This window comes from Zarconia sp. (genome assembly GCF_057467645.1).
Genome location: NZ_JBRJXU010000083.1, coordinates 1 through 13,932, shown reverse-complemented (window position 1 = coordinate 13,932; position 13,932 = coordinate 1). Strand labels below are relative to the sequence as shown.

10 protein-coding genes are annotated in these 13,932 nt (G+C 48.8%); 5 read left to right on the top strand and 5 right to left on the bottom strand.

The window, feature by feature from the left end; all coding sequences use genetic code 11:
• Positions 1–173: 173 nt before the first annotated feature.
• Complete coding sequence (locus AC2215_RS12640) at positions 174–1,229, bottom strand: hypothetical protein (RefSeq protein WP_486810364.1); 1,056 nt, start codon at positions 1,227–1,229, stop codon at positions 174–176.
• Between the two features lie 505 nt (positions 1,230–1,734).
• Between AC2215_RS12640 and AC2215_RS12635 the strand changes: the two genes are divergently transcribed.
• The 3 genes from AC2215_RS12635 to AC2215_RS12625 all read left to right on the top strand — a co-directional run bounded on the left by AC2215_RS12635 (position 1,735) and on the right by AC2215_RS12625 (position 5,099).
• On the top strand, positions 1,735–2,370 hold the full coding sequence (locus AC2215_RS12635) for a helix-turn-helix transcriptional regulator (RefSeq protein WP_486810363.1): 636 nt from the start codon (positions 1,735–1,737) through the stop codon (positions 2,368–2,370).
• A gap of 740 nt (positions 2,371–3,110) precedes the next feature.
• Positions 3,111–3,887, top strand: a complete 777-nt coding sequence (locus AC2215_RS12630; RefSeq protein ID WP_486810362.1) for a hypothetical protein — start codon at positions 3,111–3,113, stop codon at positions 3,885–3,887.
• 744 nt (positions 3,888–4,631) lie between these two features.
• On the top strand, positions 4,632–5,099 hold the full coding sequence (locus tag AC2215_RS12625) for a Coq4 family protein (protein ID WP_486810361.1): 468 nt from the start codon (positions 4,632–4,634) through the stop codon (positions 5,097–5,099).
• Between the two features lie 136 nt (positions 5,100–5,235).
• On the opposite strand, the gene AC2215_RS12620 is transcribed toward AC2215_RS12625, so the two are convergent.
• From AC2215_RS12620 to AC2215_RS12605, 4 genes are all read right to left on the bottom strand, one after another.
• Positions 5,236–5,646, bottom strand: coding sequence for a tetratricopeptide repeat protein (locus AC2215_RS12620; RefSeq protein ID WP_486810360.1), 411 nt, complete (start codon positions 5,644–5,646; stop codon positions 5,236–5,238).
• A 28-nt stretch (positions 5,647–5,674) separates the two neighbouring features.
• Positions 5,675–5,917 (bottom strand): hypothetical protein, encoded by a 243-nt coding sequence (locus AC2215_RS12615; RefSeq protein ID WP_486810359.1) that lies wholly within the window; start codon positions 5,915–5,917, stop codon positions 5,675–5,677.
• Between the two features lie 253 nt (positions 5,918–6,170).
• A complete protein-coding gene (locus AC2215_RS12610) occupies positions 6,171–7,673 on the bottom strand; it encodes a calcium-binding protein (protein WP_486810358.1) in 1,503 nt (500 codons plus the stop codon).
• 363 nt (positions 7,674–8,036) lie between these two features.
• Positions 8,037–10,379, bottom strand: coding sequence for a protein-arginine deiminase family protein (locus AC2215_RS12605; RefSeq protein ID WP_486810357.1), 2,343 nt, complete (start codon positions 10,377–10,379; stop codon positions 8,037–8,039).
• Between the two features lie 381 nt (positions 10,380–10,760).
• On the opposite strand from AC2215_RS12605, the gene AC2215_RS12600 reads away from it, so the two are divergent.
• Positions 10,761–12,257: a mechanosensitive ion channel domain-containing protein gene (locus tag AC2215_RS12600; protein ID WP_486810356.1), complete on the top strand. Its 1,497-nt coding sequence runs from the start codon at positions 10,761–10,763 to the stop codon at positions 12,255–12,257.
• Positions 12,258–12,936: 679 nt separating this feature from the next.
• The coding region (locus tag AC2215_RS12595; RefSeq protein WP_486810355.1) for a calcium-binding protein at positions 12,937–13,932 on the top strand (996 nt) is incomplete at its 3' end.

Here is a 13,932-nt window from a genome sequence, read left to right as displayed (position 1 = left end):
ATTTATGACTTCGGCATAGATATCGATCGGATTTTTGATACCGAATTCATGGGTTTTTTATCCCTTCCCCTTTCCCCCTTCCCCCTTTCCCTCCAGATGGCTATTCAGTGCAACAGGCGCGAATCTCTTCTCCGATTCTCTCCCGATGCCCCCAATGCTCGCCTTAACCGGAATTACCCCACCAAATTCAAATCTAAGATGGCATCGGAAATATCCAATGTCAAAAAGCGATCGATGGCAATATATCCCCAACACACCGACGACATCGGATCGCAGACGGTTTTTTGAAATCCCAAAACCGCTGTTAATTGTTCGTAGAACGGATGCAATAACAGCACGTACAAATCGCAGAGGTTGGGAAAATCTCGTCGCAATTGTGGGAGAACGATTTGCGCGTCTTCAAGCAACTGAATAATTTGCGGGTGTTGCAAATAAGGTCTATCGATGGCCCAACTGCGAACGAACACCGACAGACAACTCTCATCCCCCGGTTGCGCCATTTCTAAGGGATCGATTTCCTGAGTCGAACTCAGGTGCATGCTCTTTTTCGGAGGTAAGAAGAAATTTTCCTCCGATCGCGCTGCCGTGGGGTACAGGAGGTAAAATCCGATGGGATTGAGGTTGTCCTTGCGCCGCAGCACCCGCATCCCCGTTGAGTATTCTTTCGCCCACTGACGCAGCAACCGGGCGATACGATAGGGAATATAGGCGTTATTGTTATTGCTCATCCAGTTGTAGTTGCGCGCTAGGAACGTGGCAACGGGAATGGCATCGGTGCGCCCATTGAAGTCATCGAGGACAAATTCAACGGTTTCGCGATCGCCCGATCGCGCTTCGGGGTGGAAAGCCGATCGAATTCGCAAGCAAATGGTATTGCCATCGAACTGTTTTTCCAGGTATCCTAGGTCAGCTAGCTTATCGATCGTCATCCCCGCAGCTCGAGGACTTCCCCGATCTTGGTGGGCGTAAAACAGTTCTGCAGCTTCTCGATGGGTGCAAGAAATAAAACCGTCCGGCAGACTGAGTCGATCGATGGGGCAATTGGGGTTTTCACCCAGTGAAAATTGTTGTTTGAGAAACAAGTACGCCCACAACCGCACGAAACACTCGGCACGACGACGAGTGAAGCCCACTTTGGTTTTCAGTTGGGTCACGTACTTGTCCTGGCGATCGAGGGGAAACCAAAGATCGAGACAGTCGGGTGCAAATTGGGATCGATCTGCCAACATATGGGACGAGCGACTCACAATAGATCGACTCAAAAACAGAAAACAAGGGATCGGACAACAAAGGATGCGATCGAATAGAATCGAGCTGGGATCGCTCTTATCGATCCTCTTATTTCTAGACTCGAGAACAACTCTATCCGCATCGAGCGCCATCATTCTATCACGAAAACTTCACCCCACTTCACAAGGGCTTCTACTCGCTTCAATACCGAGCATCTGCTTGAGGGAATCTGCGTCGAACGATCGATGGCTCATTGCAACTTCAGGACTGACTCCCGGAAAATAACTGCATAACTTGAGTGGGGTGAGTCCTACATATATATAGTTGCAATTGAGACTTGCAAAGACCGAAAGAGCGAACGCTAACATGACGTTTGACGGAGTAACTGCCAAGGACGAAGGATTCTCTGTTCGTACCATCGGCAAACCTGGATATCATCTCACTTTCAAGTTCAGGCTGTCATCTCTACTCGCGAAATTCAATCATTCAGACAGGAGACTACTTATGTCGAGTTCTGCACCTTCTACGATCGATCGCCCCGTTTCCGAATCTACCAGTCGTCCCCAACCCAAACGTCACTCGTCTCGCTCGAAAACTCTCTTCTCTTCACCCTTCTTCAACGCCGTCATCGATGGCATCTCCGACGGAATTTTGATTTTGAGCGATCGCGGCGAGGAACTCTATACGAACAGCCAAGCTCGTACGCTGTGCGCCCAACTCTCCCCCGCTCGCTTATCCCCCGCCGGCATCCCAGAAGCCGTGTGGCGTTTATGCGAAGCTCTTATTGAAAGTCGCGAGCTATTTCCCCAAAGACAGTGGGCGATCGAAGATGAAATTCCTCTGAACTCTTCAACCCAGCTTCGACTGAGGGTGCGCTGGTTCCAGCTTGCGGATGTCGAACCGCCCTATCTACTCGTCACCCTCGAAAACTGCTCCGAAGGCATTCAAACTCGTGCCCTCCTCGATGCCAATAAATACGGCTTCACCGAACGAGAAGCTGAAGTATGGGCTTTGCGCTCTTGTGGTTGCGCCTACAAAGACATCGCCGAGCGACTCTACATTACCGAAAATACTGTCAAAAAACATATGAAAAATATTAACGCCAAGCGCAAAGCCGTTCTTTGGGCGCAAGAAGACTGAAGAAGCAATGACTCAACCGCAGATGGGAAGAAGAAGCACGATCGTTTCCATCTAGCTGGAGTTTCAACCCAAATTGATGACTGAGGGTTCGATCCAAACGATCGAACCCTCTTTGCGTATTAGTATGTTGCTCGTGGAACTTTCGTGGAAGACTTTCACCCAAGGAGAATGCGTGCTGAAAATCAATGGGTTACACTCTACGAGCGTTCCATCACAAAAATTCCAATATAATGCTCGATGACAATGCTCGATTTTGTCGTTCGTTTGACAAGAGGTTCGAAAGCATTGGAATATAGAATCTAGTGCCGCTACGGGTCATTAAAAATTCGTCTTGAAAAGTTGAACGGGACTCAAACCGACACCGCTCGCGGTTTCGCAAAATCAAAAATGCTTACCGTACATCGCTTTCACCACTTGAAAGCTGGTCAGTTATTTCCGCCGCGCGGCACTAGTCAATTTCAAAAAATGATGAGTGAATTGGCTCCATCCCTATCGGTTAGACATCTAATCATCAGTATTGAAAGATAAGTTGAAACTCGTAGCGTAAACTTATAGCCTAAACTTATCTGACGATGGTAAATATCCAGTTTGGTTAAGAAAATCCAGATTCGATCAATTTAGAAAGTGTTAACCGATTTTAGGCAATATTTCAAAGTAGATCCCTGACAACTGAATCTTAAATATCACTTCAGATCGAACCCCGAGAAAAAAACTGTAGAAAACGAAAGAGGAGATCTATTTTGTTCCTTGGATATTTCGCTACGATAATTGCGTTTGCGGCAGAAGGAGCTGAGTCTCAGCTCACTCGAGTGGAAACTTTAGAGCTAACATTTGTGGTGGCTTTAGTATTTAGTGCTATCCATATTTGGTCGGATAAACTTTACGGTTTCCTGTATAAATCCGAAAGAGTCGCTGTATCTTTTGGCGGTGGAATGGCTGTAACATATGTGTTTATCCACCTAATGCCGGAACTAGATAAAGGAACTAGGTTACTTGGTATTGGCGTACACTTTATTACTCTATTTGGCTTTCTACTATTCTATGGCATACAGCACTATTGTTGGAAAGTTCGTTCTAAAGAACGCAAAAAAAAGCCATTAACATTTTACCTGAAGCTGGGATTCTCTTGTCTTTATAACGGATTATTAATCTATGCGATCCCAGAACTATTTGATAAGAGTCCCCTTTTTCTCATCCTTTATATTTTGGCGATGAGCATTCATTTAATTTCATCCGATCGGTCTCTAAGTGAAGACTATCACCATGAGTTCCAATCTTGGGGACGCTATGTATTAGTTGCATCTATTGTTGCTGGTTTGACAATCGATATCTTTACCGAACCGGCAAATGAATTAGTTTCGGATGTCCTCACCGCTATTTTAGCGGGTTCTCTGATGTTTAACATCTTTAAAGACGAACTACCGAATCCGGAAAATTCCAGCTTTCGTTGGTTTTGTGGTGGGGTCGGACTTTACCTTATCCTGTTAGTCGGAGCTTCGGGATTAGTTTCTGGATAAGCGATCGCATTCTTGACTTGCCGATTGAGATTTTGAGGTCGGTTGTGGCTGGAAAGTTGAAGCGTTATCTGCGATCGAACATCAACTGAAGCGAGCACGATCGAGATATTTGAGCGGGTATAGCTTTTTTTTGACTTGACAGATACAAGCGTATCTAAATGGCACCATAGCGGTTCTCAAATCAGCCCTCACTGATTTTAAATCTCAAGTCCCCCTTATGAAGGGGAGGCAGCGTCGCCAGAGGGGTTTCCCCAAGTAGAACGACTGCCGTGGATGCGCGGGGGATCGTCCCTACCTCATCCATTCGAGAAACGCTATATTCCCGCAAAATGAGAAATCAATGTATCGATGGGTCTGTACCGTGATGGGTCAGACCCATTTTTTTGCGCTAAACTAAGTGAAATTTCACCATCAGCGGATCGATTCGGCTTCTATTGGCAATCGATCGAGCTTTCCCTTGGATTAATTTTCATGAGAACTTTTGTCGCAATCAATTCGAATATCAGTTTCCAACCGGCAACTCTCCCCCCCAAACCCCACCGCATATTTCGGCGCGATCGTTCCTATTTAAAGATGTAGCTCTACTGCGAGATCGCATCCTTTGAACGATAAAGCCATCGACAGCTTTGCAGTACTCGCACTTCGCGATCGAAAATACCACCACGCTGTCTGTTATTGGGCTTCATTTTCTGACTTGTATTGTGAGTCGTCTTTTGACTTGTTTTTTACTTGGGGGAACGCACTATGCAAGACGCACGCACTGCGGCTATTCTGAAACTCGCTCAGATTATCAATCCTCAAATTCAGCCGCAACGAGAATTTCATATCAACCTCGAACAATTACGCCAACTACCAAACGGCACCCTCGGACGAGAAGTTGCCTATTTTTTGGACGAACATGGTTTCGAGCCGCTCAACTCCGGAGACTGGATTCAGCGAACCCACGATGTTTGGCACGTTCTCACGAACTTATCTCCCCGCGAAGATGACGAACTAACCCTGCAAGCCTTTACCCGCGCTCAAGTGTTTCGTCCTTCTTCGGCAATTCTAGTCTTGCTCGGACTGCTGGCGCGAAAATGCTCGCCGAAAAATATCATTACCGCTCTCAAGCGGGGGAAACGCGCCCAAAATTCGATCGATTGGGATATCGAGTCGGACTGGGCCACCCCCCTGAGTGAAGTTCGCGAAAAATTGGGGATTATCCCGTTTTAATAAGGGTGTGGGGTGTAGGGTGTGGGGTGTTGGGAATGGGGAACGGTTAATTGAATAATTCTCCTCTCCCCCCTCTCCCTTGTCTTCCCCCTCTCCCCCTGCTCCCGAAGCCCCCGAAGCTTCCCAAAACGATATCCTAACCGAGAAGGTCTTGCATTCGGCGAGTGTTACATTGGGCGCGATCGAAATTCGGATCGCACTTGAGGGCTTGCTCGAAGGCATTGAGGGCATCGTCGTACTGCTCCAAACTCGCTAGGGCAATACCTAGGTTGTTCCAGGCTGCCGCACTGAGACTCGATGCCAGGTCTTCATTACTCGGGGATGGTTTGGAGGGTGATTGCAGTTGAGGGGATTCGATCGCCTTTTGGATGTGAGGTTCCCTTGATGGCAGGGGATTCGCGGTTCGAGAAGAATATCGAGTGGGGCGATCGCTTCTGAGGTACAGCGAAGGCGTGCGATAGAGGTTGCGTCGAGCTGTACTCTGCGCGCGCAAACGCGGGAGCTGACGCACTTTTCGAGTTTCAACATAAGCCTGAGTTGAATTCATCAAAAATACCTAGTCTTTTGATGGTTGCCTACGTATATCTACGTTCGATCGAGAAGATTTTATGCAACATCCCCCACACCCTGTTCTGAATTCGGAATTCGGAATTCCCCGTTCCCCACACCCCATTCACAAACTTCACAAACGTCAGTTTTGCTACCGCGACCTCGCCGGGATGCCGACGATCGGTGACATTCGGGCAGTCGGCAAGCCTCTTGACGAGCGAAGCGACAACACTGGCTAAATCTCCTTGCTGAGGAGGAAAGTACTCCATCCCCATTCCCGATTCCCGATTCCCCATTCCCCGCCCTCACCTGACACAGTCTTACCCAAAACTGACGTTTCACAAACAAAGAAAAACCCCCAGTCTACGATGAAACTAGGGGTTCGCTAGGGATGTGACATAGTGTGTTTGCAGTGTTACTCTTACGTATATCTCGGACCGTTGAACTTATGCAGTTTCGATCCGAGTGGAAGAAGCCTAGTCCAAACTGGGCGGGTCCCGTCCGCCCGATGGAACAATTAACTTACACATAGTTAAAGTAAGAAGCGTTTAGGTCGAGAGATGCAACATCTTGAGCGACGGCAACCAATTCATCACCGGCATTGTGGACGCCATCACCGTTGGAGTCGATGTAGATAGCCGTGCCGCTGACTCCATTGATGGGAGATGCACCCGTGACGTACTCGGTTCCGGCATTGAGCTGGATGGTATCCTCCGCAACATTGAAGTTTTCGAGCACCGCGTAGTCGTTGAGTCCGGCCGTCGCGTCGTCGCCGTCGTTGTAGTAGGTCATGTTTTCGTTGGCGAGGATGTAACTGTCGCTGCCGCCCTGCCCATCGAGAGTATTGATAACGCCAATAGCCGGGTCGCCAAAACTATCTCCAATTAGAACGTCATCTCCATCGCCACCGATCAAAGCATCGTCACCGGCACCTCCAATTAAAGTATCGTTTCCACTACCTCCAATTAGAGTGTCGTCTCCGTTACCACCTTCAGCGAGAACCGGTGTATTGGTATTGGCGGCATCGAAGAAATCGTCCCCGTCACCACCGTCGAAGGCGACAATTTCCACATCCGTACCGTCGAGATTGTCAACGGTGAGAGTGTCGTTCCCGCCGCTGCCATTAATATCGAAGACTTCTACGTTGTTTACATCCAAAGCAAACAAGCCGAGATTATTGCGTTGGAAGTTGACTTTATTGCCATTGGCTTCTAGGCTGAAATTATCGCCACTGTCGATCGATCCATTGACTTGAACGGTGTCGATTCCTTCGGCTCCATTCATAATATCGCTGCCGTCACCGTTATTCCAGATCAGGAGATCGTCACCCAGACCGCCAAAGACTTCGTCATCTCCTTTATCGCCAACCAAGGTGTCGTTGCCCATATTACCCAAGAGGCGATCGACTTCGTTGCCACCGCGGAGTAAGTCTTCATCTTGACCGCCCCAAAGCGTGTCGCGAGTTTCACCACCGAGGAGAGTATCGTTGCCTTTATTGCCATAACCGTGGATAGAGGCTTTGGCGTTGCTGGCATCAAGCAAGTCGTCCCCATTACCACCGGCAAAGGTAACCAGTTCGATGTCTGTTTCTGTCAAATCTTGAACGGTGAGCGTATCGTTGCCACCACCACCATTGACACGAAAATCTTCAACATCATCGATATCGAGGTTGAAGGGTCCCAGGTTAAGGCGATCGAACCGAACTCGCTGACCGTTGGCTTCGATGTTGAAGTTGTCGCCATCGGTGACAGAACCGTTGACCTGAACGGTATCGACACCGTTGCCGCCTTCCATCACGTCGCTACCATCGCCGTTATTCCAGACCATGGTATCGTCACCTTCACCACCAAATACTTGGTCGTTCCCCGTATCGCCAACGAGCAGATCGTTTCCGTTTCCACCAATCAGAGCGTCAGTCTGAGCGCCACCGCGAATCGTATCATCTCCATCTAATCCAATTAAGAGATCGAAATTGTTCTCACCGACGAGAAGATCGTTTCCGTTTCCACCAATTTGGACGCCCATTATACGTTGCTCCTTTTGCGAATTGTTCGGTTGCGTGTTGTGTTTGTGTTGTTTGGTGTTTGCTCACCTTCATTTACTACAGTACGGGGGTATCTCGTATCTGTCGTTACAGGAAATCTCTGGAGTCGATCGCACCTGAGTTTCAGGTTCTCTCTGGTGAAAACTCGGATTTCAGACAGGCAGAGGATTTCGGCGATCGATTTTTGGAGCTGAGAACTCCCTGAGAAGCCGCTGAAATCTCGCCCAAGCGATCGAATCTCTGGAAATGTCAGTTCTGGTGTTTCTAGTAGTCCACCACACTGATTGTGAGGGCGCCCTCTGCGAATCTTGGGCTAGACAACTGACTCGCAGACTTGCTCATTGTCAATTGTCAATTGTCAATTGTCCATTAGAGTTGTCCATCGCCAACTGTCCGTTCCCCGATAACCGTTCCCAAAACGGCTGAGTTTTGGCTTTGCGAGTAGTATTGGTGGCGCAGTGAGTATTGCCGCGCATTTCGTGATACGGCTTATCGTTGAGAAAATAGACTTGCAACCCGGAAGCCGCAATCAGTTCGCGAAACCGGGTCTGGGAGTAATCCTTATCATCCACGATCGCCCCTCGGGGGTCTGAAACCAATAATTTACCGTTCACCATCACCGAATTCACCGTACTCGGCGACCATGCGGCCCCAAAGGTGGTGTACATCTCCGGCAGTTGAACGATTTGGTCGTCGTTGAGTTGAAATTCTCTCTTGAGTTTTTCGATCGTCGGATCGATGTAGTCGCTCTGTATTTTGAGGTTGTGTTCGATGAGGGCGGTATTGGCTAAAGCGGCATCGACGGTGGTTTGAGTACTCAGACCGCGATTGATGGTGCGATCGCCGTATCCTTTTTCTGAGAGTTCTCGCAACAGGTTCACCCCCGCTTTCGGAGATGCGATCGCCATTAAGTATCCCCCATCGGGGGTGGGAATAAAACTGAGAATCTCATCCACGTGGCGAATCAACAGCCAAGAGGTATCCACTGCCACGGGAGGGCCTTGGATTTCTTGGGCTTTGACAAACTCGAGCACGTCCGGATGCAATGCCACATCCCCAGATTGCCCGTAATAAATCCGGCCCATGGGATAGTTCGGCAGTGGCGGCGTCACCTCCAGATTGCCGTACCAATCGGGCAAACCATTACCAGGGGGAACCGGACGCGGCTGTCCGATCTTAAACCAGCCAAAATCTTTTTCCAGCAACGACTTGGGATAGCGATCCAAACCGAGGCTGCGATTTCCTTGCAACACGCTGGGAAGGGTTTGGAGGGCGTTGGCGGTGGGAAACTGAACGTAGCCGATTTCCATGGTGTCTTGCATCCAGGTCGGCCCTTGGGGAACCACTTTGAGTTTCGCCCCGGTTTGAGGGACGATCGCTTTAATTTGTTCGACAAATTCGCCGTTAATCCCCAAATCGCTAACGAAAAATTCCTCTGTGGGGGCGGTGTTGGGGGAAAGAAGCCAGGGGGAGACGCGAATTTGCACCCGGTCTGCGGCGATTTTCGTGCCGTTTTTATTGGCGGTGGCTTCTAGCCGTAGGATGCCGTTCCAGTTGCGGTAGGCAAATTGTTTGGCTTCCACGCCTAATATAATTTCGCGATCTTCGACAATGGGTTCGTTTCCCGTTAAGTCGATGGGTTGCCATTCTCCTTCAACTTCTTGGAAGACGTTAACGTACTCGCGAGAATTGATATCCGTGGTGAGGAAAATCTGCGAACCCTTAAATCCGGCAACGGTTTGCAAGCGGACGATCGCCAAATCCCCCGCATCCTCCGATCCGTTGACTCGATTATCTTCCCAGTCGGGAACGCCATCGCCATCGTCGTCATCGTTATTAAATAGCATCAGCGCCCCGGATTCGAGCGACCAGAGTTGGCGGCCGGGATAATCGCGATCGTCGGCAACTCCATCCCGATTGGTATCGCCGTAGAAGACGAACCCCACCGCCAGTTGGGCGATTTCGAGTTTGTTGGTCACCACCGCCAGATACTCTCGATATTCCGCCGTCTTTGCCGTTTTGTAGGAGGCGAGAACCGACTCGTCGGGAATGCGATCGAGACTGTCGAGGGTTTGCTGCCATAGGGATTGAGTCTGCCGCCAAATTTCGATCGCATCTTCGGGACTTCGTGCGCGATCGAGTTTGGCTTCTCCCCCGACGGCGATCGCGTTTTGGGCGATAACCATCGTTTCATCCCAGATTTGTCGCGCTTGCGCCTCCATTTCCAGGCGATCTTCGACGGCTTGTCGGTGGCGCAAAAACGATTCCTGCTGCACTTCTAGGGTGAGGACTTCCAAAGCTTGGGGGGCAATTTCGGCTAACTTGAGATTTCCCGCACAGCGATCGATTTCCAAGTCCAAGCGTTCGCGAATTCGGTATAAGGCATCGATGGAATTTGCCGACCCTAAATCCGGCAGGGGAGGTTCTAGGGCTGCCAACCAACCGCAAGGAGCCGGAGGAGACAGGGCCGCACCGGGATGAACCCCTTCTCCGAGCAGGAGTATCCCCACCATCCCGGCAATGGCTTTTGCCCCTCGTCGCTGCCACTGCTGGTAAGGATTCGATCGCACGATCGCCCCAGCAGGAATGGGATCGGGCGCCATGTGTCGCACCATGTATCGTACGATGTATCGATCGGCCCACTGCCTCAGTACTTGCCACAGTCTTGCGTTTCGATCGCCGCTCACTCGGTTTTCTCACTCCTCGCATATCAACCCTAGTTTTACCAGGTTTAGGCTCGAAACGGGCGATCGATATTCTTTTTTCCGGTTGTGACAACCGCAAGCGAGTCAGAGATAGGGAGGAACGGATCGGGAGAAATCATCGACAGGACATATTGGGTCTGCTCGTTATCTGCATCCGATTGAAGTTCTCCGGTTCTCGATGTTTCTAAACTTCCCCATTTTCTCTGGTTCCTCAACCCGACCGCACACCTCTTGACTGCCCGTGCTAAACTTACTCATTTATAAGGGAATAGAAAGAGCTCGATTGTATCTTAATGCATCTCCAATCTTATCGATCGCTCCCGACACCCGAGCGACATCGAACCACTTTCTTCGGAGTATCCCATGGAATGGATTCTGACTCAACTGAGACTGCTTTTCGCGGCAGTTGTCAACATTATTAATACGCGCCTGTTTTTTTTGGGGTCGACGGCGATCTCTTTGAATATTCTCAGTAAAGTTATTTTCTTTACCTTCGTTATCTTTCTCATTTCTCGGGCTTTCGGGAAGTGGATTGGAGAAACGATTCTCAAACGGATGGGTCTGCCGAGAGGTTCGCGAGATTCGGCCTCAACCGTCATTTGCTATTTACTGACGACACTGGGTTTTTTAATCGTTCTCCAAACCTTAGACATCGACGTTCGTTCCCTTGCCGTCATTGCCGGGGTGGTCGGACTTGGTGTTGGTATCGGTTTGCAAAACATCTCGAGTAACTTTATTAGTGGTTTAACCTTACTATTCGAGCGACCCATTCAAGCGGGAGACTACGTTCAAATTGACGATTTGTTAGGAACGGTGGAAAAAGTGTCGATTCGATCGACGATTATTCGCACCTTAGACGGCGTATTTGTCATCGTTCCCAACAGCCAATTTGTCGAACGGCAAGTGGTGAACTGGAGTTATCGCGATCCCAAATGTCGCTTGCACATTCCCGTCGGTGTTGCCTACGGAACCGATCCGGTCTTAGTCACAGAAGCTCTGCTCGATGTTGCTCGTCATAATAACGATGTTTTAAACTATCCTTCTCCCAAAGTTTGGTTTGTTGGATTTGGCGATAGTGCGCTCAACTTTGAGCTGTTGGTTTGGATCGATAATCCACCGGATAAAGAAATCATTCAAAGCGGTTTGAACTTTCTCATCGAATACGAACTTCGAATGCGAAAAATTTCAATTCCCTTTCCCCAGCGAGATGTCTGGGTTCACCACACCCATGAATCTCCTACCCCCAATGCTGAAGCGAGCAATCTCGATATATTTTCCAAACCGGAAGAATCTCAGCCGTCTAACGGTCATTCTCCAAGCCCCAATTTAACCTCTGAAACCTCCTCAAAACCAGTTAAATCTGTCAATAACTATGCCTTACGAGAACTGTTGCGGCGAATTTCGTATTTTGAAGAATGCACCGATTTAGAATTGCGCAAACTCATCGAATATGGATACCGACAAGTTTTTTCCTCGGGACAAGTAGTCTGTCAGGAAAACGATCCGGGGGACTCGTTTTATATTATCCTCACCGGTGCGGTGGAAGTTTTTTCCCAAAAAGTCGGGCAATATATCGCCACCTTGCACCAAGGGGAGTTTTTTGGAGAAATGTCGTTGCTGATGGGAATGCCGCGTACGGCAACGGTTCGCACGAGTGAAGATTCGATTTTGTTTGTGGTAGAACATCACGATCTTCAAAAACTCCTCTCGGAACAGCCGAGTCTAGCGGATCAGATCGCTCAGAAACTGACCGAACGTCAAGAGAGTTTACGAGCGTTAGGCATTCTCGCAAATACCGATGGGGACGAAACCCCGTTCTTCTGGATTCGCAATCGCATTAAAACGTTGTTTGAAATTTAAAGGGCGATCGAGAACGATCGATTTTTCAATCGATTCCTGAAATAATTGTTTGAGTTTCGCATTTTTCCGGATGTCATCTCATCTTTTTTATGGTAATCGTGCAATGCGATCGCGATTTAGTGAAACTTCACAGAAAGGTGAATGTTTTTTTGAATTCAAGATAGATAAATTGAAAACATATGCTATAATTTATCCAATCGATACAAATTCATTTCTTTTCAATTTTTATTTCTAAAGTTCAAAAAATATCCCGATGCCGAACTTAAAACGAGGTATGGGTAGATAGAGAGCGAAAAAAATCATCTACCCATCATTTTTTTCTCGAGATCGAAAGACTGAGGCAGCTCTTAGTCTTTTGATATTTCGTCGCGATCGATTGAGATTGCTGCACCTCAATTACCGTCGCTTATTTTGGAAAAATTTAAAATTATATCCATCAGTATCTACTAATTATTGAGTCGATCGCTCAATTGCGAAAGACTTACTTGAAAACAAACTTTATTCAGGAGTTTAAGTTTTGAAGTGAGTTGGATATTCTCGCGCATCGAAGACTCAAAATAAACATCGAACGGTTGCATTTATTCGGCTGCAAACGGTTATTTTATTGCCTGTAAAATGACAGAATCATTTTGCTGTCGATATCACTTCACTATCATCTAAAGAGTACCGGAGTTCGATTATGTTATCCCTTGAAACCAACGAAATTCAACCCACCTTACTCACACCGGAAGCCGATCGCTTTACGGCCACTTCCGGTAACGATCTGATTCTCGGACTGGGCGATAAAGATACTGTTGTGGGATCGGGTGGAGATGACAGTTTATATGGCAATCAAGGAGAAGATGAGCTTTATGGCAATGCAGGACAAGATTTAATAGCCGGTGGCAAAGAGAACGATTGGCTGTTTGGCGGCAAAGATGAAGACCTTCTTTTTGGCAATTTAGGAGACGATCGCATCTTCGGAAATATCGGCGAAGATACGGTATATGCAGGACGGGATAACGATACCGTCTGGGGTGGAAAAGATAACGATCTGGTCTTTGGCGAACTCGGTGACGACGTTCTTTATGGAGACCTTGGGGACGATACCCTCGACGGCGGTTCCGGTGCCGACAGTCTCTGGGGAGGGGAAGGAAGCGACTCCTTCGTTCTCGACCCCAGTCATGGCAGCGCTACCATCGAAGATGCTCGGGTGGTCGGAGACTTTACTGATGTTCAAGACTCCTTGCTATTGCGCGGTGGCTTGGGCTTTGAGGATTTAGATATTTTCCAAGGTACGGGAGATTTTACTGGAGATGCCATCGTCCGGGAAACCGATAGCGCTCGCATTTTAGCCATTCTCAAAAATATCGATTTCAATGCGATCGATGCCAGTGATTTTGCGATCGAGGATACTAGCGGCGGAACGGATACTGGCAGTGGCACTGATACCGGCAGTGGCACCGATACTGGCAGCGGCACCGATACTGGCGGCGGCGCCGATACTGGCAGTGGCACCGATACTGGCAGTGGCACCGGCAGCGGCACTGATACTGGTAGCGGAACCGATACTGGCGGCGGCACTGATACGGGAACGGACACCGGCAGCGGCACCGATACGGGAAGCGGCACTGATACGGGAACGGACACCGGCAGCGGCACCGATACGGGAAGCGGCACTGATACGGGAACGGAC

What these genes read in the sequence shown, in the direction of transcription:
- AC2215_RS12640 (WP_486810364.1), bottom strand. Translation starts at nt 1,229, where the DNA reads ATGTTGGCAGATCGATCCCAATTTGCACCCGACTGTCTCGATCTTTGG.
- AC2215_RS12635 (WP_486810363.1), top strand. Translation starts at nt 1,735, where the DNA reads ATGTCGAGTTCTGCACCTTCTACGATCGATCGCCCCGTTTCCGAATCT.
- AC2215_RS12625 (WP_486810361.1), top strand. Translation starts at nt 4,632, where the DNA reads ATGCAAGACGCACGCACTGCGGCTATTCTGAAACTCGCTCAGATTATC.
- AC2215_RS12620 (WP_486810360.1), bottom strand. Translation starts at nt 5,646, where the DNA reads ATGAATTCAACTCAGGCTTATGTTGAAACTCGAAAAGTGCGTCAGCTC.
- AC2215_RS12615 (WP_486810359.1), bottom strand. Translation starts at nt 5,917, where the DNA reads ATGGAGTACTTTCCTCCTCAGCAAGGAGATTTAGCCAGTGTTGTCGCT.
- AC2215_RS12610 (WP_486810358.1), bottom strand. Translation starts at nt 7,673, where the DNA reads ATGGGCGTCCAAATTGGTGGAAACGGAAACGATCTTCTCGTCGGTGAG.
- AC2215_RS12600 (WP_486810356.1), top strand. Translation starts at nt 10,761, where the DNA reads ATGGAATGGATTCTGACTCAACTGAGACTGCTTTTCGCGGCAGTTGTC.